The sequence below is a fragment of the Serratia sp. LS-1 genome, assembly GCF_003719595.1.
Classification (GTDB): Bacteria; Pseudomonadota; Gammaproteobacteria; order Enterobacterales; family Enterobacteriaceae; genus Serratia; species Serratia ureilytica.
In genome coordinates this window covers 1991406-2012487 of record NZ_CP033504.1, presented here as the reverse complement: position 1 = coordinate 2012487, position 21082 = coordinate 1991406, and the positions used below count along the sequence as shown (strand labels likewise).

The following is a 21082-nucleotide window of genomic DNA, read 5'->3' as shown; positions in this document are numbered from 1 at the left end:
GCCGCGATTTTACCGCTCCAGCCAGGCCTTCAGACGAATGGCGTCACGGTAGTGGCCGTAGCGCGGCTGCGCGCCAAGCAAGATCATCACCACCGGCTGCCCTTTGATGGTGGTGCGCATCACCAGGCAGTGACCGGCCTCGTCGGTAAAGCCGGTTTTCTGCAGCTGGATCTTCCAGGCCGGGTTGTTGATCAGACCGTTGGAACTGCGATAGACCAGCTGGCCGCGGCCAGGACGCACGATCTGCTGCTTGTCGGTGCTGAAGCGGCGAATCAATGGATAGCGATAGGCGTGATTGACCATTTTCAGCAGATCGCTGGCGGTGGCTACGTTGCGCGGCGTTAGCCCGGTCGGATCGTAGAAACGGGCGCGTTTCATGCCGATGGCGCGCGCTTTCTGATTCATTTTCGCCACGAAGGCCTTGCGCCCGCCGGGATAACTGCGGCTCAGCGCCGCGGCGGCGCGGTTTTCCGAAGACATCAGGGCGATGTGCAGCATGTCGCGGCGGCTGAGCACCGAGCCGATGGTCAGCCGCGAATGGGTTTTTTTCAGCAGATCGCGATCGGCGGCGGTGACTTTGAGTTGACTGCCCATGGGGCGTTTGCTGTCCAGGGCGACCATGGCGGTCATCAGCTTGGACAGAGACGCGATCGGCAGCACGCGGTTCGGTTGCTTCTGATAGAGCGTTTTTCCGGTACGCTGATTGACGACCAGCACCGATTTGGCATTCAACACCAATGGCGGCGCGGCGGCATGGGCGGGTGCCAAAACGAACAGCAGGCTGAACAGGGCGGCGGCGCCGAAGCGCCGGACGGACAGACGGAGAACAGGGAGAAATAAAAGCATAGCGACGGCAATAGTGACCCTAAGTGATTAAAAAATATCAAAAGAGTCTGCCCGGCAAATGTGAAGGAAATAGGGTGATAATCGCTCAAACTGTTACAGCAATCCCTTTTGCCGCAGCGTGAAGCGGGTGGCTTCGTTCAGATCGTAGTCCGCCAGGCGTTCGCGCGGCACCCAGGCGTAGTCGTCGAATTCATCGTTGATCGTCACGTCGCGGTTGGCGGCGTGGCAGTCGAAAATCAAGTAAATCATGTAGATTTGTTCCCGGCTGCCGTCGGCGTAGGTTTTGATGCGCACGTCGTCGCGGAAGGTCCAGGGCGTGATGCGCTCGAGGATCAGTGCGGGGCCCAGCTCTTCGCGCACTTCGCGCCGCAGCGCTTGCTCTATCCGCTCACCCGGCTCGACGCCGCCGCCGGACAGCGCCCACTGGCCGGGAAATACGCCCTTGTGCGCGGCCATTTTGCACAGCAGGAAGGCGTTATCGTTTTCAATCAGCGGGCAGACAATGATGCGTTGGCGCATGGAGGACTCCTGTCAGAAAGCAAAGCCGCAGGATAGCAGATTTGGCGGCGCAGGGCGGGAAGGTCGATGGCATTCTGTGCGGCGGCGGGAAATCCGGTCGGCATTTGTCATGGGGTTGCCTCCGGCTTTGTTTTCTTCAACGGGAAATCAATCGCAGGTGTTATTAAGTATCAATTCGAATAATTTCGCGTCAGGATAAAGCAGGGATTTTAACCTATCATGGAGTTGATAACGTATGCCTAATGGAATAAAACCGCTGTGCCTGATGACTCTGCTGCTGCTGTCGGCCTGCCACAGCGCGCCGGTCAGCCAGCCCCCTCAAGACGCCACGGCGACAGCCCCTATCGATGCCACCAAATCGTTGTTCCCGCTGGGGAACTATTCGCAGTCTGTCGATAAATGGTTGCCGCCTGGTCCGCAGCAGCGGATGCCTGTGATGGATGCCGCCACGCAGCAACGTCATTTTTCCGCCCTCAAATCTCACTATTTTGGCATGGGGCCGAACGATGAATCCCCCTGGAATCCGCATTACATCGCTGCCGTCCTGAACCGCGAAGCGGAAAGCCACCGTGATGCCGCAATGGATAAATACCTTGGCCGTGGAAGTGTCTCCTGGGGGGAAAACTTCAGGACTCACACCGACCGCTGGAAACAGCAAGTCAGAGATAACGCGTCTACGGACATTAGCCAGGTTTATCATTCTTCGGCCCGAGGCATTGCGGTCAGGGAGACGCTGGTCAGGATCCTGCCGACGGACGATCCGGCTTATGACGATCCTCGCCTGGCTGGGCAAGGTTATCCCTTTGATAATTTGCAGGATTCGTCTATCCGCCCCGGCACTCCGGTATACGTTATTACGCAAAGCCGCGATAAACGCTGGAAATACGTCATGTCGCCTACGGTGATCGGTTGGGTGCATAGCGAAGACATCGCGGCGGCGGATCAGCGGTTTGTCTCAGAATGGCTGGCGCTGGCGGGGAAAAATCTGGGGGCATTCATTAAACAGCCGGTTTCGGTGCAAACGGGCGGCCAGTTTTATTTTACGGCGCGCCACGGCACGATTCTGCCATTTTACCACCATCGACAGGGCCTTTTTGTGGTCGCCGTGCCGGTACGCCGAGAGGATGGCGGCGCACAGATGCGCCGGGTCGTTGTCAAGAAGGGGGAATTTGCCGCCATGCCGTGGAAAATGACGCCCGAACATCTTGCCGTACTGATGCGGTCAATGAGCGGCAGGCCTTATGGCTGGGGGAACTATAACTTCAATAATGACTGCTCCGCCGAACTGCGCAGTCTGTTGATGCCTTTTGGCCTCTTTCTTCCCAGAAATTCCGCCGCGCAGATACAGGCGGCCACCCGGGTGGTTGATCTTGCTCAAGCGAACACCAGTGAACGGCTGCGCTATCTCAAAGATCACGGCAAACCCTTCACCACGCTGGTTTACATTCCGGGCCATATCATGCTGTATATCGGTAATGCGCTCATTGACGGCCAGGTTGTGCCGATGACGTACCAGAATATCTGGGGGCTGCGCCCGGCAGATTCAAAGCGCCGCAGCATTATCGGCGGCGCAGTATTTTTCCCGCTGCTGGCGACCTATCCTGAAGATGCCAGCCTGATGTCGCTGGCGGGCAAGGCGCAGTTTAAACTGGGATTTATTGAATAGCCCTTTCTTTAGCTGATAAAGCGACCGCGAATGCGGCCGCTTGTTGTGCGGCGACAAATCGAACTGCGCTAATTACCTAGCCGGCGCTGGATAATTTTATCGTGCTCATCCGTCAGGTTAGCGTAATTCCAAATAAATAATCCGCCAAGGTTAAAGTCCAAAACCTGATCGATAAAGTAATTTAAATTCCAGTCGGTCAATCCTTTGGTCGTCAGGGCCAGAATGCATTTTTTATTTTCGACCCCGTTCGCCAACGATTGTTTTAATGCCGGGATCACATTAGCGAGAATATCGTCATTGCTCCACATCGCTGCCGCATAACAGTAATGGATAAAGCGGTCGCATTGGTCTGATTGAATGATTTTTCTGACTTTCTCGTTGAGCTTGTTGCCATTTTCCGTATTGGGGTGGTTGTAAGAATAACCGGCAATAAAACCAAAGCTGGTCTCTTTCCCGGCCTCTTTTAGCCGTTTCATGGCTTCGATGACCCGTTCGGTGTTCATATTGCATTCGTCATCAAAATCGACGCCATCCCAGCCCCGATCGACCGTGGCCGCGACGATCCTCAACACTTCATCCTCATTGGCCGGCTTTTGCTGCGGGGAGCATCCGCCGCCGCCGTAAACCCATAGCGTCTTTCCGTTAAAGCCGGGAAGCGTATCGGGTTTGTTTTGTTTTTCCGGACTCCATCCTGGCTGGGCTGAGGTGCCTGTGGTTAATCCATCAAGGTTGGTTACCATGCCGTACATCATGACATCGAACGCTTTATGCGGTTGGCCAGCCAGAGACTGGCTCCATCCGCCCGTAATAAACTTGTTCATTGTCGTTGTCTCCTTATTGAGCGTGTTCCTTAAGTGAATGTGTCTTGCATGATGGAGGGTATCAGCCGCTATATTCATTTAGCCATTGTGCGGTTGCTGAACGGGCAAGGGATGAAAACTTTTTAAAATGAAATGACGTTTTTATGACGGAAATATTAATGAGCAAGAGCGTTGAAAATCATTAACGCCGAGCGATAAAGATTGTTATAACAGCGTGGACGATCTGGGCTAACGGCAATAGGCAGGATAAGGCGTTATGGTGCAAAGGGCAGCGGAAAAGATGCACAAGCTGGATTTTGATGATGAAGTGACCGGGCTGATCTACGGCCATGCGTTTCGCTCCGGCGAGCCGCCGGCGCGCCTGAACTCGCAGCAGGTTTGCCTGGCTTACCAAACGTTGTCGCCCGGCGACGGTTTTATCTGGCTGCACCTCAATCTCAACCACGCGGCGGCGGAGAAGTGGCTGAAAAACCATTTCGCCATTTCCGATTTTTTCTTTCACGAAATTCGCCACGGTTCCCACACTACTCGCATCGAGCGGCAGGGCGACGATCTGTTCGCCGTGCTCAACGACGTGATCTTCCACCCTGAAGACAACAACCCGGAAACGGCGACGCTGTGGCTGTATTGCCGCCGTGGGCTGGTGGTGACCGTGCGTCATAAACCGGTGCGATTGATCGAGCGGTTGCTGGGCCGCCTGACGGCGCTGCAGCTGGCGTCGTCCACCGAACTGCTGGCGCACCTGCTGGAAGAGCAGGAGGATGTGCTGGAGCAGGTGGTGCGGCAGGCCAACCAGTATGTCGATACCATCGAGGATCGTCTGCTGACGAGCCGCGTTAAACGCAACCGCGCCGAGCTGGGGCGCATGCGCCGCATGCTATTGCGCTTTCAGCGCCTGTTGGCGCCGGAGCCGGCCGCGCTGTTTCGCCTGTTGAACCGGCCGCCGAGCTGGCTGAGCCGTGAGGTGGTGCAGGATCTGCGGCAGTTTACCGAAGAGTTCACCGTGGTGTTGAACGATCTCGCCAGCCTGACCGAACGCATTCGGCTGCTGCAGGAAGAGCTGGGCGCCAAACTGATGGAGCAGAATAACCGCACGCTTTACACCCTGACGGTGATCACCGTGCTGGCGTTGCCTATCAACATCGTCGCCGGTTTTTTCGGCATGAACGTCGGAGGCATACCGCTGGCCAGCAATCACCACGGTTTTATCCTGCTGGTGTTGCTGGTCGGCAGTTTCACGCTGATCGCCGGTTATCTGGCGTTCAGGCGCAGGGACGAGTCGTAATTACAGGCGGGCGCGGTACTCTTCTTCCAGCCGGGCATGGGTGCTCCAGAACGGCTGCGGCGCCCGATCGTGCAGGCGATCCAGCAGAATATCCAGATGGGTATGCCAGCCGCCGGCGACGCTGAGCATCTCGTCGCGGTTAGCCAGGCGCCGGTGGGTGACCGTCAGCAGCACCGCGTTTCCCTGTTCCGTCAACTCGAAGGTCACTTCGGAAGGGCGCCCCTGATCCTGTTCGGCCCAGGTAAAGCTCAGCAGGCGCGGCGAGAACAGGCAGGTGATGTGGCCGCGGTTGCTGACGCAGCCGCCGTGCTGTTTGTACTTGGCCGGCGGTTGCTCGTGCTCGCCCGCCAGATCGGAGTTGCGAAACTCCAGCTCCAGCGGCGCGCCGTTTTCCAACTTCATGGCGCCGGCCGCCAGCCAGGTGGCGCGCTTGTCGGATTCGGTCAGGTAAGCCCACACCCGCTCGATGGGGCCGGGCAGCAACCGCTGGATGCGCAGCGTACCGGGTTCGATAATCATGCCGTAATCATTCATGGTTCACTCCTTGGGAGGAAGCTGTTCGGGCTGCAGCAGCGCCTGTTCGAGCGCATCCAGCCGTTCAGTCCAGAAATGTTCATAGGTTTGCAGCCAGTGCATGGCCTGCGCCATAGGCTCGGGTTCGAGCCGGCAGATATGGTTTCTTCCTTGCACGGTGCGTTGCACCAGGCCCGCATGTTCCAGTGCTTTCACGTGCTTGGAGGCGCCGGCGAACGACATCTGCAACGGCGCGGCCAGTTCGCCGATGCTGCGTTCACCGCCGGCCAGCGCGCGTAACATCGAGCGGCGGGTCGGATCGGCCAGCGCATGAAAAATGGCGTCCAGCTGTGAGGAAGATAATTCAACCATATGGTTGAATATAGATCAGGCGGGCTAATATTCAACCGTTTTGTTGAATATTTTTTGCCCCGGCGCCAAACCGGGGCGAGGATCAGGCGTCGGCGTGTGCCAGCAGGGCGTTGAGCAACACGTCGGCGCCGGCGGCGGCCCAGGCGGGAGTGATATCTTCCCGTTCGTTGTGGCTGATGCCGTCCACGCAGGGAATGAAAATCATGGCGGTCGGGGCGACGCGGTTAAGGTAACAGGCGTCGTGGCCGGCGCCGGAAATCATGTCGCGATGGCGATAGCCCAATGCCTGCGCGGCGTGACGCACGCTGCCAATACACCCCGGATCGAAGGCGATCGGGGGATACTGGAAGATGCGCTCGGCCCGGGCGGCCAGGCCGCCGCCGTTGACCTCGTTTACCGCCGCCAGTAGGCGCTGCTCCATCTGCGCCAGAATAGCCTCCTGCGGATGGCGGAATTCGACGCTGAAAAAGACGCGCCCCGGCACCACGTTGCGCGAATTGGGGGTGATTTGCGCCATGCCCACCGTGGCGCGCGCGTCGGGCGCGAAATCCCAACCGATGCGGTTGACCGCCGTGACCAGCGCCGCAAAGCCGAGCAGGGCGTCGCGGCGCCGATCCATCGGCGTGGTGCCGGCATGGGCGCTGAAGCCGACGACCTCCAGTTCATACCAGCGCTGCCCTTGTGCGGCGGTGACTACGCCGATGTCGAGATGCTCCGCTTCCAGAATCGGCCCCTGTTCGATGTGCAACTCGAAGGCGGCATGGATCGGCGTACCGCCCACCGGATACTCGCCGGCGTAGCCGATGCGCTCCAGCGCGTCGCCGAGGCTGACGCCGTGCTCGTCGCGGCGCGTCAGGCCGTATTCCAGGTCGAATACCCCGGCGAACACGCCCGAGGCGATCATCGCCGGCGCGAAGCGCGCGCCTTCTTCGTTGGTCCAGTTGATCACTTCAATCGGGCGTTCGGTGACGATCTGCCGATCGTTAAGGGTACGAATAACCTCTAATCCGGCCAGCACGCCGTAGATGCCGTCGAAACGGCCGCCGCGGGGCTGCGAATCACCGTGCGAGCCGGTGACGACCGGCGCCAGCTCGGGGCGAGCGCCTTCACGCCGCAGGAACATGTTGCCCATTTTGTCGACGCGTACGGTGCAACCCGCCTCCAGCGCCCAGGCACGCAGCTGATCGCGCGCTTGCCGATCTTCTTCACTCAGCGCCAGCCGGGTGACGCCGTTATTGGCGATGGCGCCGAACTGCGCCATCGTCTGCAGGCTTTGCCACAGGCGCTCGCCGTTGACTCGATACGTCATTGATCTTCTCCCGGCGTTTTAGCGGTGTAGCGGAAATCGCAGCAGGGGGCGCCGGACATGATGGTCTGGCTGCGCTGCAGGTCGACGTCAGGGGCATAGCCAACGATAAACTGACTGTCGCGAGCGCAGGAGAGCAGGTGGCCGATCTCCCCCAGCCCCATCTCGTGATACATCTCGGCGTAGCGGCAGCGGGTGACGTTATAGTCGAAGTGCTGCGCGTCCTGATTGATCACCTCGACGCGCAGCGCATCGTCTTTTTCCCACAGGTACTGCAAGGCGGCGAAGCTGCGCAGATCCGCGCCGTTCGGTTCCTGGGCGGCGAACTGTTTGCCCGCCTCGATGGCGGCATTCTCGATGGCTTCGCCGATTACCGCCTGAGCGCGCGCCTTGCCGATTTCACGCACCAGAATCTGGTAGATCGGCTTGATGATCTCCGCCTCGATCTTTCTGCGGGCCAAAATGCCCAATTCGTTTTTTGCACAGCTCATCGCCTTGCTCCTCTTGATTTATTGTGACTTGGCGCCGCCCAACACGGTTTGCGGCTGCCATTTGCCGTCAACCACCCGGTACAGGGTGAAGCTCGGCTGTTGCAGGTTGCCTTGCGCATCGAAGGCGATGTCGCCGGTGACGCCCTGGTAATGTATGGCGCGCAGTTTCGGCAGATAATCGGCCGGATTGGCCGAATCGGCTTGCTCAATGGCGGCGATCAGCACCCGGGTGGCGTCGTAGGCGAAGGGCGCATGCAGTTCGATGTGGGTGTGATAACGATCGCGGTAGGCTTGTTCAAACGCCTTGCCGCCCGGCATCTGTTCCAGCGGCAGCCCCGGCTCCAGCGCGACGACGCCTTCGCCTTCCCGCTGCGCCAGCGTCAGGAAGGTTTGGCTGACGAAGCCGCCGGCGCCCATCAGCTGCGCGTTCATGCCCAGCTGTTTCAGTTTGCGCGCCAGCGGCGCCGCCTGCGAATCCACGCCGCCGAAGAAGATCAGATCGGCGTTTTTACTGCGGACGGTGGTCAGTACGGCGCTGAAATCAACGGTCTTGTCATCCACATACTCACGGGTGACCGGCTGCACGCCCTGGGCCTGCAGCGATTTGATAAACTCGTCCGCCAGCCCCTGGCCGAAAGCGGTGCGATCGTCTATCACTGCGATGCGCTTGGCTTTCAGCGTCTTCACCGCATATTGCCCGGCGTAGTTGCCGCCGTCGTCGTCGTGGCCCATCACGCGAAAGCTGGTGTCAAAACCTTGCTGCGTGTAGCCGTGACCGGTCGCCACCGGCGCCACCTGAGCGATGCCGGCGTCGTGATAGATGCGCGCCGCCGGGATGCTGGTGCCGGTGTTCCAGTGGCCGACCACGCCGGCGACGCCTTCGTCGACCAAACGCTGCGCCACGGCCACGGCGGTGCGCGGGTCGGACTGATCGTCCTCGGACACCAGCTTGAAGGTGACCGGTTTGCCGTTCAGCGTCGGTTTCTGTGCGTTAGCGTCGGCGATCGCCAGCCGTGCGCCGTTTTCGAGATCTTTGCCGATGCGCGCGGAAGGGCCGGTCAGCGGCCCGGCAAGACCGATCAACACGGTGTCGTCCGCCAGCGCCGGGAGGCTCAGGATCATTGTCATGGCGGCCAGCGCCAACGGCTTGATGCGAATGTTCTGCTGCATGTCATACTCCTGGTGCGGTTAAAGGTAACAACGGTTATTCACCCAAATAGATCCGTTTGATTTTTTCATCGTCCAGCATGTCGGCGGAGCGGCCGCTGTGGCTCAGGCTGCCGCTGTCCAATACGTAGGCGCGATCGGTGGACGCCAGCGCCAGGCGGGCGTTCTGCTCGACCAACAGCAGCGTGACGCCGTCACGGGCTAACTGCTTGATGACCGAGAAAATGGCCTCCACCACAATCGGCGCCAGCCCCATCGACGGTTCATCCAAGATCAGCAGCCGCGGGCGGCTGAGCAGCGCGCGGCCCATCGCCACCATCTGTTGTTCACCGCCGGAAAGCAGCCCGGCCGGTTGATGCAGGCGCTCGCTCAGCCGTGGGAAGGTGGCGCACACGCGTTCAAAATCTTGCCGCACCGCCGATGCGTCACGCCGCGCATAGGCACCCAGTTGCAGGTTTTCTCGCACCGTCAGGCGGGTGAAAATGCCGCGTCCCTCCGGCACCATCACCAGCCCTTGTTGCAGCAAGCGGTGCGGCGGCATGCCGCGAATCGAACGGCCGTCGAACAGGATGTCGCCCTCGAACGGCTGCAGGCCGGTCAGCGCCCGCAGGCTGGAGGTTTTGCCCGCGCCATTGGCGCCGATCAGCGTCACCTGTTCGCCGGCGCTCACCGTGAAATCGATGCCTTTGACCGCATGAATGCCGCCATAAGACACTTTGAGTCGTTTAACGCTCAGCAGGGCTTCAGACATGCGCGCCGCCTCCCAGATAGGCTTGAATGACCGCCGGCTCGCGCCGCACCTGAGCCGGTTCGCCTTCGGCGATCGCTTTGCCGTAATCCAGCACCGTCAGCCGATCGCACAGACCCATCACCAGCTTGACGTCGTGTTCGATCAGCAGCAGCGTTTTGCCGCTGTCGCGGATGCGCAGCAGCAGTTCGCGCAGCGCCACTTTTTCTCCGGCGTTCATGCCGGCCGCCGGTTCGTCCAGCGCCAGCAACCGGGGCTCGGTCGCCAGCGCGCGGGCGATCTCCAGCCGCCGCTGATGGCCGTAGGCGAGATCGCCGGCGCGGTAATGGGCGAATTGGCTGATGCCGACGTACTCCAGCAGCGCATGAGATTTATCGCGCACCGCCTGTTCCTCCTCCCTGGCGCGACGGTGCCGGGCGATCGCCGCCCACAGGCCGTTGCGGGTGCGCACGTGGCAGCCGACCATCACGTTTTCCAGCACGCTCATTTCATTGAACAACCGCAGGTTTTGGAAGGTGCGGGCAATGCCGGCCTGCGCCACTTTGTCGATCGCCTGGGGCTTATAGCGCTGGCCCGCCAGGCGGAACTTGCCCGCGTCGGCGCGATACAGGCCGGTGATCAGGTTGAAGCAGGTGGTCTTACCGGCGCCGTTCGGCCCAATCAGGCCGTAGATTTCCCCCTGGCGGATGCTCATGCTGACGTCATCCACCGCCGTCAGGCCGCCGAAGCGTTTGCTGATATGGTGTAAAGCGAGCAGCGGCGTCATGCGGGGTTCCCCCGTGCGTGGCGGGCCGGCCACAGGCCCGCCGGGCGATACAGCATCACCAGGATCAGCGCCAGGCCGTAAAACAGTTGGCGGATGATTTCCGGGTCGATCAGCACCTGGCCGAACAGCGCCTGCTGCAGCGGCCCCATGCTGCTGCGCAGCAGCTCCGGCAGGGCGGCCAGCAGCAGCGCGCCCAGGATCACGCCGGGGATGTGCCCCATGCCGCCGAGCACCACCATCGCCAGTACGGCGATCGATTCCTGCAGGGTGAACGATTCCGGCGACACGAAGCCCTGAAACGCGGCGAACAGCGCGCCGGCCACGCCGCCGAAGGTGGCGCCGATGGCGAAGGCCAGCAGCTTGAAGTTGCGGGTGTTGATGCCCATCGCCCGCGCGGCGTCCTCGTCTTCGCGGATCGCCGTCCACGCGCGGCCGATGCGCGAGTTCTGCAGCCGCAGGCTGATAAACAGGATCGCCAGCAGCAGGGCGGCGAACAGGTAGTAATACAGGTACAGGCCGGAAAAACGCACGCCGAACCACTCATGCATGCCGGAAAACTTCAGGCCGAACAGGCTGACCGGATCGATGCCGGAAATGCCTTTGGGGCCGTTGGTGAGGTTGACCGGGCGGTCGAGATTGCGCATCAAAATACGCACGATCTCGCCGAAACCGAGCGTGACGATCGCCAGATAATCGCCGCGCAGCCGCAGCGTCGGCGCGCCGAGCAGGATGCCGCACGCCGCCGCCAGCAGCGCCGCCAGCGGGATCAGCCCCAGCATCGACAGGTGCAGCCCGTCGGGGAACCACTGCAGCAGCAGCGGGAATTGCTGTGTCAGATGCGGTGACGACAGCAGCGCGGCCAAATAGGCGCCGACGGCGTAAAAGGCGATAAAGCCCATGTCCAGCAACCCGGTCATGCCCACCACGATGTTCAGCCCGAGCGCCAGCATCAGGTACAGCAGGGCGAAGTCGACGACCCGCACCCAGTAGTTGCCCCCGGCGGCGCCCGCCACCCAGGGCGCCAGCAGCAGCGCGAGAATGAACAGCGTCAGCCCCAGCCTGGCGCGGCGCGGCGTGGCCAGAGGAACGGGAGGAGTCAAAACGGTCATGGTGATGTCCTTATGCGCGCGTGGCGATGCGTTCGCCCAAGAGCCCGGAGGGGCGGAAGACCAGCACGGCGATCAGCACCAGAAACGCGAACACGTCCTGGTAGTTGCTGCCGAACACGCCGCCGGTCAGCTCGCCGAGATAGCCGGTGCCCAGCGATTCGAACAGGCCCAGCAGCAATCCGCCGAGCATCGCGCCGCGCAGGTTGCCGATGCCGCCAAGCACGGCAGCGGTAAACGCCTTGATGCCCGGCAGAAAGCCCATCGAGAAACCGGCGTTGCCGTAGTTGCTGGCCATCATGATGCCGGCCACCGCCGCCAGCGCGCCGCCGAGCGCGAAGGTCAGAACGATGATGCGGTCAGGACTGATGCCCATCAGGCCGGCGACCTGCGGGTTTTCCGCCGTGGCGCGCATGGCGCGGCCGAAACGGCTGTGTTCGACCAGCAGCCATAAGCCGGCCATGACCGCGACGGCCACCGCCAGCGTGACGATCGCCGTGCCGGTGATCACCGCCGGCGCATGCCCGCCGCTGCCTGCGGTCAGGGCGATGGGGGTCATTGGCAGCAGCTGCGGAAACATCAGGGGATTGCGTGACCAGATCAGCATCGCCAGGGTTTGCAGCAGCAGCGAGACGCCGATACCGCTGATCAGCGGGGCCAGGCGCGGTGCATTGCGCAACCGGCGGTAGGCGAGACGCTCGATCGCCATCGAGGTGATGGCGCAGACCGCCATGGCGAACAGGGCCGCCAGCAGCAGCGTGGCGTACGGTGGTAACGCGGGAAAGTGGTGTTGCAACACGCTTATCGCCGACAGCGCGCTCAGCGCACCGACCATCAGCACGTCGCCGTGCGCGAAATTGATGATGCGCAGGATGCCGTACACCATGGTGTAACCGAGCGCGATCAGCGCATAGATGCTGCCGAGCATCAAACCGTTGACGGTTTGCTGTACCAGCGTATCCATAGAGAGAGTCCGGAGATAATGAGTCAGGAGGGTCACAGTAGAGAATTTAAAAAAATTGTAAAATACGGAAAAATACTTTCTTATACAAAAAACGAGTGATTTTAATGCGTTGATTTTTATGTATATTGAATCCATTCCTTCAGTGTCGATTTCCCAAAAACAGTCAATATATGAAAAAAACAGAACAGTACGATGAGCCATTGCCGATGCTGCCGAACGATCCGCCGCTGCGCGCCGTGCGGGCGTTCGAAGCCATCGCGCGCCTGGGGGGCATCAGCGCGGCGGCTAACGAGCTGATGATTTCGCCTTCGGCGGTCAGTCATCAACTCAAAACGTTGGAGGCATTTTTGCAAATGCCGTTGACCGAACGGCAGGGGCGTAACCTGGTGCTGCGCAGCGAGGGGCGGGAGTATTACCGTTCGATTCGCTCGGCGTTCAACGTGCTGCGCCAGGCGACCGAACACGTGCGCGAGCAATCCGCGTCGCGGCAGGTGACCATCAGCCTGATCCCGCTGTTCGGCATGGGTTGGTTCATTCCGCGGCTGCGCGGTTTCCTGCGCGAAAATCCGGATATCGACATCAATGTGGTCTACGCCAACCACCGCAATTACCTGAGCGACGCCGCCGACCTGTCGATCCGCTTCGGGGTCGGGCAGTGGACCGGCTATCGCAGCGAGAAGCTGATGTCCGGCAAAATGGTGCCGGTGTGCAGCCGGGCATTCAGTAAACTGCATGGTTTGCTCGATACGCCGGAGCAGCTGGCGACGCTGCCGCTGCTGCACGACGAGGAGCGCAATACCTGGATGCAATGGTTTCAGCAGGCCGGCGTCAAGCGCCCGCTGCGCAGTATCGGCCCGATGTTTGAGGACGGATTGTTGACGTTGGCGGCGGTGCAGGCGGGGTTAGGGTGCGCGTTGATGCGTGAACCGTTAATCGCCCAGTACCTTGAAAGCGGTGAGTTGATCAAAATGTTCGATCTGCCGATCGACGACGGCCGCGATTATTACCTGTGCGCTCGACTGGATAGCGAGCTGTCGCAGGAAGGCGAAAATCTGCGGCAGTGGCTGCGCCGCGAAGCCGATGAGAGCCGGCTCGCGTAACGCCGGGCGGAAACAGGGGGGAGCCGGACGTTCATTTCACTTTCCCACGACGCACGCCACGCCAACAGGAAAGTAATAGGCCCTCCGGGGTGGGCGTTTTTAAACCGTTGCTCACCGGCGATGATTGCTGAAGCTTCAACGCGCGATGCTGTCACTGGCGAAGATGACGGCTATGCTTAACTTGCCGATCACGTGGCGCGACGGCCACAAAGTGACAATAATTCCCACTCTCAGCGCAACGTCAAGGAGCGAGCAGATGTCTGTCGGCAATGATACGGAAACCGTGAATAAGACGGGGCTGTCGCCGCTGGCGTTGGGCGCATTGGGCGTGGTGTTCGGCGATATCGGCACCAGCCCGCTGTACACCCTGAAAACCGTGCTGTTTCTCTCCGGCGATGCGCCTTCGGCGCCGGTGATCCTTGGCCTGCTGTCGCTGATATTCTGGACGCTGGTGATCGTCACTTCTCTCAAATACGCCATGTTCGCCATGCGCATCGGCAACCGCGGCGAGGGCGGCATCATGGCGCTGATGTCGCTGCTGGTCAGCAAGCGAAAATCCCGGCCGCTGGTGCTGTTCGCCGGCCTGTTCGGCGCCGCGCTCATTTACGGCGACGGCGCCATCACGCCGGCCATCTCGGTGCTCTCGGCCCTCGAAGGGCTGAACATCGTGCTGCCGGCGTCGCAGCCCTATATTCTGCCGGCGGCGGTGGTGATTTTGCTCAGTCTGTTCGCCATTCAGCCGCTGGGTACCGCGCGCATCGGCCGCGTGTTCGGGCCGATCATGGCGCTGTGGTTCCTGTCGATCGCTGCGTTGGGCGTGTGGGGCATCATCCAGCATCCGGCGGTATTGCTGGCGCTGAACCCGCTCTACGGCATTCACTTTCTGTTCTCCAACGGACTGACCAGCTTCCTGGTGCTGGGCGGCGTGTTTTTGTGCGTCACCGGCGCCGAAGCGCTGTATGCCGATATGGGGCATTTCGGCAAACGGCCGATTTGGCTGGCCTGGTTCGGCATCGTTTTTCCCAGCCTGTTGCTTAACTACGCCGGTCAGGCCGCGCTGATCCTGAGCGGCGCCGATGTCACGCAGAACATCTTCTTCCGTTTATGCCCGCCGGCGCTGCTGATCCCGCTGGTGATCCTGGCCACGCTGGCGACGATCATCGCCAGCCAGGCGATCATCAGCGGTGCGTTTTCCATGACCCGGCAGGCGATCCAACTGGGGTGGCTGCCGCGGCTGCGGGTCAGGCAAACCACCGAGGAAAGTTACGGGCAGATCTACATTGGCGCCATCAACTGGCTGCTGATGGTGGTGACGCTGTTCCTGACCGTGTTCTTTAAATCGTCGGACAATCTGGCCGCCGCCTACGGCATCGCCGTCTCGTTGACCATGATCATGACCACCGGCCTGCTGTTCGTCGCCATGCGCGAGGTGTGGCGCTGGGGGCCGATCGCCAGCCTGTTGGCGGCGGGCGGTTTCTTCGTGGTCGATTTGAGCTTCCTGACGGCCAACATGACTAAAGTACTGCAGGGCGGTTATATCCCGCTGCTGTTGGCCGCCGCGGTCTATACCGTGATGCTGATCTGGCATCGCGGGGTGCTGGCGGCCGCGCGCACCCTCGGTGAAACGACAGTGCCGGTAGAGGATTTCCTGGAGAAAATCCGCCGCGAATCCGTGCCGCGCGTGCCGGGCACCGCGGTATTCCTGACTCGCAGCCTGCAAGGGACGCCGCCGGTGATGAAATGGCAGGTCAAGCGTAACGGTTCGCTGCACGCCAACGTGCTGGCGCTCACCATTGCCATCGTCAATGAGCCGCGGGTCTCGAATGCTGAACGTTTGGTGATGCGCGAGCTGTCGCCGGGCTTTTGGTGCGGCGTGGCCAGCTATGGCTTTATGGAGCGGCCTAACATCCCGCAGCTGTTGCAGCACGTCGAGGCGCAGAAATCCGGTCTGAACTTCGACGAGGCGACCTACTATCTCGGGCACGAGACCGTGGTGCGCCGCGAAGCGAACGACCGGTTGCCATCCTGGCAGCGCAACTTGTTCGCGCTGATGGTGCGCAACGGCATGCACGTCACGGATTATTACTACCTGCCCAGCGATCAGGTGGTGGAGATTAGCCGCCGCGTGCCGGTATAGGGCGCGAAAAAGGCATCGCCGCAATTGCGGCTTGCATCACACAACGCGGTTTGCATTTCATTCCTGGCCGCCATAACCTGACAAGAAACGGATTGTTACTGACGCGATCAGGCAAAACCTAACTTCTCTCCCGGCATCGAACATGGCCGGATGGGCGGTTAGGTTTTTTTTTTTGCAAAAGGAGAAGGGAATGAAACTTGTCGTCGCTAATGACTACCAGGAAATGAGTGAGCTGGCCGCCAGCCTGTTGTTGAGTTACATGCTGCGCCCGCAGCGCGTCAATCTGGCTATCACCGCCGGCTCGACGCCTAAACGGATGTATGAGTTGTTGGCTCCGCGCGTCAAGGGCCACGCGGAATTCGCCAACGCGCATTACTATAATTTCGATGAAATTCCTTACGCCGGCCGATCGGGCTATGGCGTCACCATGGAGAATCTGCACCGTATGTTCTTTGGCCCGGCGGCGATCCCCGAGCGGCAACTGCACGTCTTGAATTCGGACAACTACCTGCAGCACGATCGGCGTATCGCCGAAGATGGCGGGCTGGATGCGATCGTGATGGGCGTCGGGGCGGACGGGCATTTCTGCGGCAATCTGCCGGGCACCACCGCCTTCGAAGACCGCACCTGTCGGGTGCCGGTTTCCGCCAGGCCGGATCTGGCGGACATTTTGCTCAAAGAGGTGGGCGGCCGCACTGAATGGCTGCCCGATCATTACGTCACCCTGGGGCCTGCAAGCGTGATGGCCGCCAAAAAGCTGGTGCTGCTCGTCAACGGTTCGCACAAAGCGGACATTTTGCGGCGCATTGTCAGCGGGCCGGTGGAGAGCGGGGTGCCCGCCAGCATTTTGATGCTGCATCCGGACCTGTTGATTATCGCCGATCGGGAGGCCGCGGCGCTGCTGCCTTAAGCGTTCATCCGGCGCATCTCGCCTCAGAACCAACGGTCATAACCTGCAACCAAAGCGTCTTTCCCTGCGGCGCAGAATCGGGCTAGAGTGCTTTTTTTCATGCGCCTGGGGGATTCCGATGCTGTTCGATTTAAACCAGCAGGCGGCCGAACTGCCTGAGGCCTGGCGCTCTGCCGTGCTGGGCCGCGTCGGTGCGGCCAATATCAAAGTGCTGCGCATGGACGCGCGCAGCATTGCGGATGAAGTGCATGATTACAGCGAAGGGTTGCTGGTGATCAGCGGCCACCTGCGGCTGCAGGTGGCGGGGGAAGAAGTGGTGGTGCGGGCCGGTCAGCTGTATCAGGCCGCGGCCGGCGTGCCGCACCGCGTGTTGCCGGGCAGCGAAGGCACGCTGGTGATTGTCGATTTGCCGGAAGATCAAGTGCCGTCGTTGGGCTGAGGCTGCGCCAGAAATCTGACAACGCCCTGGAGAAAGCGTTGTCTGCCGGCGTTATCTCTATCGAGATGGACAAAATGTGTCGCTTCAGGAATGACCAGCTTTTCGGCTGAAGGGGCATCTTTCATGATGGCGTCAACATCCTCGGGCCGGCTCCAGAAATCCCGCCCCGAGCGAACAACCAATACGGGAACGGTTGTTAAGGCTGTTGCGGACCACTGTTTTCTGCCCATCGCCAGTTCAAAGCTGTCAGCCATTGCACCGGTCGGTGCGCGGAAGCTGTGTGGCGTTCTGCGCTGCGAGGTATTGTCCGATGCCAGTGCGGCATCACCGTAAGCGCGTTTAACTGTTTCATCACGCCACTGTGTTTTATCCGCCACGGGAATGCTGTTATCCCAGGCGACAAACAGACTGTCTCGCGTGTTGAGGCTCCAGCCGCCAAATTTGGCGGCTTTGAAGTGCCCGGGATTTTGAGGATCGTCCAGCGGCGATCCCTGGCCCAGCAGCGGGTGGTGGGCGGTTCCGCCATAAAGCGTGTTATAGAGCACCAGCCGTTCCACATTCTGTGGATATTGGGTTGCATAAGCGCCCGCCCAGTGCCCTCCCGTCGCCCATCCCAGGATATTAATGCGGGGCGCTCGACTCCATGCCTGAATAGCCTGCACGGCGCGATCGATATCGGTTATGGCGTCCGCAGTGCGGATCAACGGCGCTGACTGGTTAGGAGGGCTGTCCATCGCGGCCGGCCGGCTGGATAACCCATATCCCCGCAGATCGAGGATATATACCCGAAAACCGGCTAACGCCAGATCTGCAGCCAAAGAGCCGCCCTTGACGGGCAAATCAAAAGAGGCCAGGCCGGGAACCCGTGCGCCATGAATCAGCAGTACAGGTTTGCCCTCAGATTTCAGGCTGACTTCCCTGACGTGCAGTTGCTCTCCGCCCGCAAGCAAAATGTATCTGTCTGTTCGATTTACCGGTGTGGGGATTTCATTTTCTTTTGATGCAGCCAGCGTTGACGACGCTGACATGATAAGGAGGGCTAGCAACGTATTTAGGTTTCGATAAGTCAGTGACAACGATCTGAGTATGTTCATTGTTATTTCTGCTCCACGAATATATACAGGAAGCATCTTCATGTGCTCCCCTTGACGTGTCTAATACTATTGTGGCGCTTTCTTAATATATTTTAGGTATCACGACATGCTTACTCTGCGTCAGCTCCGCCAATTTCTTGTGGTCGCGGAAACAATGAATGTCCGGAAAGCGGCCGAGCGTTTGCATATGGCTCAACCCCCGCTGACAAAAGCGATCCGTCAAATGGAAGAGGTTTTGGGCACCCGGCTTTTTGAGCGAACCAATCGAATAACGGCATTGACTCCCGCAGGGGCAGTGTTGCAGAAGGAAGCGGTTACGACGCTCATGCAGATGGAACGGTCGATGTTACTGACACGACGCGCTGGCCAGGGAATGACGGGGGCTTTGCGCATCGGTTTTGTCGCTTCCGCCGTCAGACATCTGCTTCCCGAAATGGTCGCCCGTTTTCACTTTTCCTGTCCGCAGGTTGTTCTTGAATTGAAAGAAATGACGACGGCGCGACAGGTTGCGAGCCTTTTGGAAGACACGATTGATATTGGCATTGCGGTTTTACCTGTTCCTGAATACGCCATACCGAAACTGTCTTGCCATCCATTTTTTAGCTGCCCGCTGATTGCCGTTTTGCCGAGTAAACATCCTGCCGGAACAAGCGGCGTTCTTTCGCTTTCTGCCTTGGCCACGGAGCCGTGGGTATTGTTTCCTGGGCAAGAAGGGCCAGGTCTCTATCGCGCTATCATTGAGGCCTGCGAAAAGGCAGGATTTGCTCCTGAGGTTGTTCAGCGAGCCGTGCAGATGGAAACGATAGTCGGCCTTGTTGCTTCGGGATTAGGAGTCAGTCTGGTCCCTGAATTCATGCAAAAAAGCGGCTGGGCAAACGTTTCTTTTTGTCGGCTTAGTGGAGAACAGATCCCGTATCAGGTTGCTCTGATTCACAAGGCGGAAAATATCAATCCCCACGTCGCGGATTTTGTCAAAAACGCAGTTCCTCCACAGCCATAGGTAAAACGCGCCTGAGTTTGAACCGCATTCAAGAATCGATTAGGCGCGGTCGCCCAAGGCCGTCAGCGCCACGTTTACCGCCGCCAATAACCGCGCCTCGGTGACGCCGTCACGCGCCTGAATCGACAGGCCGTGCAAGAAGACGGCGAAATAGTCACCCAGGCTGTCGGCGTCGGTGTCGGCCGGCAATTCGCCGGTTTGCACCGCCTGCCGCAGCCGTTCGACGATCTGCTGCGTGCGCTGCAGCCGATGCTCTGCCAGCCAGGCTTTGAGCCCGTCGTTTTCCGCGCTGACGCTGGCGGCGGCGGAGACCACCATGCAGCCTTGCGGCAGATCGGGCCGGCTATAGAGCCGCACGGCGTCTTCCAGCAGGCGTTTGAGCGCCGGGCGAATGCCGCTTTCCGTCGCGAAGGCGCGATCGGCGAAGCCCCCTTCGGCGGTTTCATAACAGGCAATCGCCTCGCGAAACAGCTGCTCTTTGGAGCCGAACGCTTTGTAGATGCGTGCGGAAGCGATGCCCAACTCCGCCACCAGATCCGACATCGAAGTGCCTTCGTAACCTTGCCGCCAGAATAAGTTTCGCGCCTTCAATAGCGCCTGTTCGCGATCGAACTCGCGCGGTCTGCCTGCCATTCGCTGCTCCAATTTACCTGCCATTCAGCGACATAGGATCGCTTAAATCGACGGGAATACCAATGCCTTTATAAATTTCGCTTGCGGTCGCCGCGCTTTGCTCCTATTGTTTGTCAATCGACAACCAATAGGAGTTTACGATGAAAACCCTCAAAGGTCCAAGCCTGCATCTCGCGCAATTCAGCGATGACGCGGCGCCGTTCAACAGCTTGCCCGCCATTGCCGAGTGGGCGGCGCGGACTGGTTTTACCGCCTTGCAGATCCCGGCCTGGGATCGGCGTTTATTCGACGTGGCCACCGCTGCGGAAAGCCAAACCTACTGCGACGATTTGACCGGCATGTTGGCGGAGCAGGGGTTGGTGGTCAGCGAACTGACCAGCCATATCTTCGGCCAGCTGATGGCGGTGCACCCGGCTTACGATGCGCTGTGCGACAGCTTTGCGCCACCGGCGCTGCAGGGCGATCCCAAGGCTCGCGGCGAGTGGGCGCGGCAGCAAATGCTGTTGGCGGTGAAGGCGTCGGCGCGGCTGGGGCTCAGCGAACTGGGCACCTTTTCCGGTTCGCTGGCCTGGCCCTATCTGTTCCCGTTCCCGCAGCGCCCTGAAGGATTGATTGACACCGCGTTCAACGAGCTCGCCAAACGCTGGCTGCCGGTGCTCGACGCCTGCGAGGAGCAGGGCATCAATCTGTGTTATGAAATTCACCCGAGTGAGGATCTGCACGACGGCGTGACGTTTGAGATGTTTCTGCAGCGCGTCGGCAACCATCCGCGTTGCCGGGTGTTGTTCGATCCGAGCCACATGGTGCTGCAGCAGCTTAACTATCTGGAGTTTATCGATATCTATAAGGACGTTATCGGCATGTTCCACGTTAAGGACGCCGAGTTCAATCCGACCGGTCGTCAGGGCATATACGGCGGTTATCAGTCCTGGATCGATCGCGCCGGCCGTTTCCGCTCGCTGGGCGACGGCCAGGTCGATTTCAACGGCATTTTCTCCCGTTTGACGCAGTATGGCTATCCGGGCTGGGCGACGCTGGAGTGGGAGTGCTGCCTGAAAAATCCACAGGACGGCGCTCGCGAAGGCGCGGCCTTCATTCGCGATCGCATTATCCGTGTCACCGACAAAGTGTTTGATGACTTCGCCGGTGCACCGGTCAATCCTCAGCAGATCAATGCATTGCTCGGCATTCGCTGAGCC

Annotated in this window: 22 protein-coding genes; 8 read left to right on the top strand and 14 right to left on the bottom strand. The window is 60.1% G+C overall.

Translation table 11 applies throughout. The features are described from left to right. Positions 1-9: 9 nt before the first annotated feature. Both pbpG and nudI read right to left on the bottom strand, forming a co-directional pair. On the bottom strand, positions 10-846 hold the full coding sequence (pbpG, locus tag EDY99_RS09725) for a D-alanyl-D-alanine endopeptidase (RefSeq protein WP_047575080.1): 837 nt from the start codon (positions 844-846) through the stop codon (positions 10-12). 93 nt (positions 847-939) lie between these two features. Further along, positions 940-1365, bottom strand: a complete 426-nt coding sequence (nudI, locus tag EDY99_RS09720; RefSeq protein ID WP_047575083.1) for a nucleoside triphosphatase NudI — start codon at positions 1363-1365, stop codon at positions 940-942. Between the two features lie 235 nt (positions 1366-1600). Between nudI and EDY99_RS09715 the strand changes: the two genes are divergently transcribed. Further along, entirely contained in the window at positions 1601-3031 is a 1431-nt protein-coding gene (locus EDY99_RS09715) for an SH3 domain-containing C40 family peptidase (protein WP_123061727.1), read from the top strand. Positions 3032-3099: 68 nt separating this feature from the next. On the opposite strand, the gene EDY99_RS09710 is transcribed toward EDY99_RS09715, so the two are convergent. Beyond that, positions 3100-3852, bottom strand: coding sequence for a hypothetical protein (locus EDY99_RS09710; protein ID WP_123061726.1), 753 nt, complete (start codon positions 3850-3852; stop codon positions 3100-3102). A 256-nt stretch (positions 3853-4108) separates the two neighbouring features. Here EDY99_RS09710 and EDY99_RS09705 point away from each other — a divergent pair, with 256 nt between their 5' ends. After that, the gene (locus EDY99_RS09705; RefSeq protein WP_033643191.1) at positions 4109-5137 is read left to right on the top strand and encodes a transporter; all 1029 of its coding nucleotides are present in this window, start codon (positions 4109-4111) and stop codon (positions 5135-5137) included. Here EDY99_RS09705 and EDY99_RS09700 read toward each other — a convergent pair whose 3' ends face one another. The 9 genes from EDY99_RS09700 to EDY99_RS09660 form a co-directional block, all read right to left on the bottom strand. Further along, complete coding sequence (locus EDY99_RS09700) at positions 5138-5671, bottom strand: SRPBCC family protein (RefSeq protein ID WP_123061725.1); 534 nt, start codon at positions 5669-5671, stop codon at positions 5138-5140. Between the two features lie 3 nt (positions 5672-5674). Further along, positions 5675-6022: a helix-turn-helix transcriptional regulator gene (locus EDY99_RS09695; RefSeq protein WP_004938187.1), complete on the bottom strand. Its 348-nt coding sequence runs from the start codon at positions 6020-6022 to the stop codon at positions 5675-5677. Positions 6023-6104: 82 nt separating this feature from the next. Beyond that, positions 6105-7331: a Zn-dependent hydrolase gene (locus EDY99_RS09690; protein WP_033643189.1), complete on the bottom strand. Its 1227-nt coding sequence runs from the start codon at positions 7329-7331 to the stop codon at positions 6105-6107. Continuing rightward, positions 7328-7819 (bottom strand): L-2-amino-thiazoline-4-carboxylic acid hydrolase, encoded by a 492-nt coding sequence (locus EDY99_RS09685; protein WP_033643188.1) that lies wholly within the window; start codon positions 7817-7819, stop codon positions 7328-7330. The genes EDY99_RS09690 and EDY99_RS09685 overlap by 4 nt, the downstream gene beginning before the upstream one ends. Before the next feature lie 18 nt (positions 7820-7837). Further along, on the bottom strand, positions 7838-8947 hold the full coding sequence (locus EDY99_RS09680) for a branched-chain amino acid ABC transporter substrate-binding protein (RefSeq protein WP_346405209.1): 1110 nt from the start codon (positions 8945-8947) through the stop codon (positions 7838-7840). A gap of 76 nt (positions 8948-9023) precedes the next feature. Further along, entirely contained in the window at positions 9024-9737 is a 714-nt protein-coding gene (locus tag EDY99_RS09675) for an ABC transporter ATP-binding protein (RefSeq protein ID WP_033643186.1), read from the bottom strand. Further along, positions 9730-10500, bottom strand: coding sequence for an ABC transporter ATP-binding protein (locus EDY99_RS09670; RefSeq protein ID WP_123061724.1), 771 nt, complete (start codon positions 10498-10500; stop codon positions 9730-9732). Before EDY99_RS09670 ends, EDY99_RS09675 begins: the two co-directional genes overlap by 8 nt. Continuing rightward, positions 10497-11609 (bottom strand): ABC transporter ATP-binding protein, encoded by a 1113-nt coding sequence (locus EDY99_RS09665; protein WP_123061723.1) that lies wholly within the window; start codon positions 11607-11609, stop codon positions 10497-10499. Before EDY99_RS09665 ends, EDY99_RS09670 begins: the two co-directional genes overlap by 4 nt. Positions 11610-11619: 10 nt before the next feature. Further along, positions 11620-12570: a branched-chain amino acid ABC transporter permease gene (locus EDY99_RS09660; protein WP_042784607.1), complete on the bottom strand. Its 951-nt coding sequence runs from the start codon at positions 12568-12570 to the stop codon at positions 11620-11622. A gap of 170 nt (positions 12571-12740) precedes the next feature. Between EDY99_RS09660 and EDY99_RS09655 the strand changes: the two genes are divergently transcribed. From EDY99_RS09655 to EDY99_RS09640, 4 genes are all read left to right on the top strand, one after another. After that, complete coding sequence (locus EDY99_RS09655) at positions 12741-13670, top strand: LysR substrate-binding domain-containing protein (RefSeq protein WP_033643182.1); 930 nt, start codon at positions 12741-12743, stop codon at positions 13668-13670. A gap of 256 nt (positions 13671-13926) precedes the next feature. Further along, the gene (locus tag EDY99_RS09650; protein ID WP_123061722.1) at positions 13927-15807 is read left to right on the top strand and encodes a potassium transporter Kup; all 1881 of its coding nucleotides are present in this window, start codon (positions 13927-13929) and stop codon (positions 15805-15807) included. A gap of 190 nt (positions 15808-15997) precedes the next feature. Beyond that, positions 15998-16717: a glucosamine-6-phosphate deaminase gene (locus EDY99_RS09645; RefSeq protein ID WP_033643180.1), complete on the top strand. Its 720-nt coding sequence runs from the start codon at positions 15998-16000 to the stop codon at positions 16715-16717. A 118-nt stretch (positions 16718-16835) separates the two neighbouring features. Further along, entirely contained in the window at positions 16836-17156 is a 321-nt protein-coding gene (locus EDY99_RS09640) for a cupin domain-containing protein (protein WP_089194796.1), read from the top strand. Here the strand turns inward: EDY99_RS09640 and EDY99_RS09635 are convergent. Next, a complete protein-coding gene (locus EDY99_RS09635) occupies positions 17135-18292 on the bottom strand; it encodes an alpha/beta fold hydrolase (protein ID WP_206424503.1) in 1158 nt (385 codons plus the stop codon). The genes EDY99_RS09640 and EDY99_RS09635 overlap by 22 nt on opposite strands. A 64-nt stretch (positions 18293-18356) precedes the next feature. Between EDY99_RS09635 and EDY99_RS09630 the strand changes: the two genes are divergently transcribed. Further along, positions 18357-19250, top strand: a complete 894-nt coding sequence (locus EDY99_RS09630) for a LysR family transcriptional regulator (protein WP_046687103.1) — start codon at positions 18357-18359, stop codon at positions 19248-19250. 39 nt (positions 19251-19289) lie between these two features. Here the strand turns inward: EDY99_RS09630 and EDY99_RS09625 are convergent, their stop codons facing one another. Continuing rightward, complete coding sequence (locus EDY99_RS09625; RefSeq protein WP_033643177.1) at positions 19290-19883, bottom strand: TetR/AcrR family transcriptional regulator; 594 nt, start codon at positions 19881-19883, stop codon at positions 19290-19292. A gap of 140 nt (positions 19884-20023) precedes the next feature. On the opposite strand from EDY99_RS09625, the gene EDY99_RS09620 reads away from it, so the two are divergent. After that, on the top strand, positions 20024-21079 hold the full coding sequence (locus EDY99_RS09620; RefSeq protein WP_033650325.1) for a sugar phosphate isomerase/epimerase: 1056 nt from the start codon (positions 20024-20026) through the stop codon (positions 21077-21079). Positions 21080-21082 lie beyond the last annotated feature (3 nt).

Bases quoted from the DNA above. Each gene is read 5' to 3' on its own strand.
- EDY99_RS09665 (WP_123061723.1), bottom strand. From the start codon at position 11,609: ATGACCGTTTTGACTCCTCCCGTTCCTCTGGCCACGCCGCGCCGCGCC.
- EDY99_RS09645 (WP_033643180.1), top strand. From the start codon at position 15,998: ATGAAACTTGTCGTCGCTAATGACTACCAGGAAATGAGTGAGCTGGCC.
- nudI (WP_047575083.1), bottom strand. From the start codon at position 1,365: ATGCGCCAACGCATCATTGTCTGCCCGCTGATTGAAAACGATAACGCC.
- EDY99_RS09710 (WP_123061726.1), bottom strand. From the start codon at position 3,852: ATGAACAAGTTTATTACGGGCGGATGGAGCCAGTCTCTGGCTGGCCAA.
- EDY99_RS09620 (WP_033650325.1), top strand. From the start codon at position 20,024: ATGAAAACCCTCAAAGGTCCAAGCCTGCATCTCGCGCAATTCAGCGAT.
- EDY99_RS09700 (WP_123061725.1), bottom strand. From the start codon at position 5,671: ATGAATGATTACGGCATGATTATCGAACCCGGTACGCTGCGCATCCAG.
- EDY99_RS09670 (WP_123061724.1), bottom strand. From the start codon at position 10,500: ATGACGCCGCTGCTCGCTTTACACCATATCAGCAAACGCTTCGGCGGC.
- EDY99_RS09705 (WP_033643191.1), top strand. From the start codon at position 4,109: ATGGTGCAAAGGGCAGCGGAAAAGATGCACAAGCTGGATTTTGATGAT.
- EDY99_RS09695 (WP_004938187.1), bottom strand. From the start codon at position 6,022: ATGGTTGAATTATCTTCCTCACAGCTGGACGCCATTTTTCATGCGCTG.
- pbpG (WP_047575080.1), bottom strand. From the start codon at position 846: ATGCTTTTATTTCTCCCTGTTCTCCGTCTGTCCGTCCGGCGCTTCGGC.
- EDY99_RS09650 (WP_123061722.1), top strand. From the start codon at position 13,927: ATGTCTGTCGGCAATGATACGGAAACCGTGAATAAGACGGGGCTGTCG.
- EDY99_RS09655 (WP_033643182.1), top strand. From the start codon at position 12,741: ATGAAAAAAACAGAACAGTACGATGAGCCATTGCCGATGCTGCCGAAC.
- EDY99_RS09685 (WP_033643188.1), bottom strand. From the start codon at position 7,819: ATGAGCTGTGCAAAAAACGAATTGGGCATTTTGGCCCGCAGAAAGATC.
- EDY99_RS09690 (WP_033643189.1), bottom strand. From the start codon at position 7,331: ATGACGTATCGAGTCAACGGCGAGCGCCTGTGGCAAAGCCTGCAGACG.
- EDY99_RS09640 (WP_089194796.1), top strand. From the start codon at position 16,836: ATGCTGTTCGATTTAAACCAGCAGGCGGCCGAACTGCCTGAGGCCTGG.
- EDY99_RS09630 (WP_046687103.1), top strand. From the start codon at position 18,357: ATGCTTACTCTGCGTCAGCTCCGCCAATTTCTTGTGGTCGCGGAAACA.
- EDY99_RS09660 (WP_042784607.1), bottom strand. From the start codon at position 12,570: ATGGATACGCTGGTACAGCAAACCGTCAACGGTTTGATGCTCGGCAGC.
- EDY99_RS09675 (WP_033643186.1), bottom strand. From the start codon at position 9,737: ATGTCTGAAGCCCTGCTGAGCGTTAAACGACTCAAAGTGTCTTATGGC.
- EDY99_RS09680 (WP_346405209.1), bottom strand. From the start codon at position 8,947: ATGACAATGATCCTGAGCCTCCCGGCGCTGGCGGACGACACCGTGTTG.
- EDY99_RS09625 (WP_033643177.1), bottom strand. From the start codon at position 19,883: ATGGCAGGCAGACCGCGCGAGTTCGATCGCGAACAGGCGCTATTGAAG.
- EDY99_RS09635 (WP_206424503.1), bottom strand. From the start codon at position 18,292: ATGAAGATGCTTCCTGTATATATTCGTGGAGCAGAAATAACAATGAAC.
- EDY99_RS09715 (WP_123061727.1), top strand. From the start codon at position 1,601: ATGCCTAATGGAATAAAACCGCTGTGCCTGATGACTCTGCTGCTGCTG.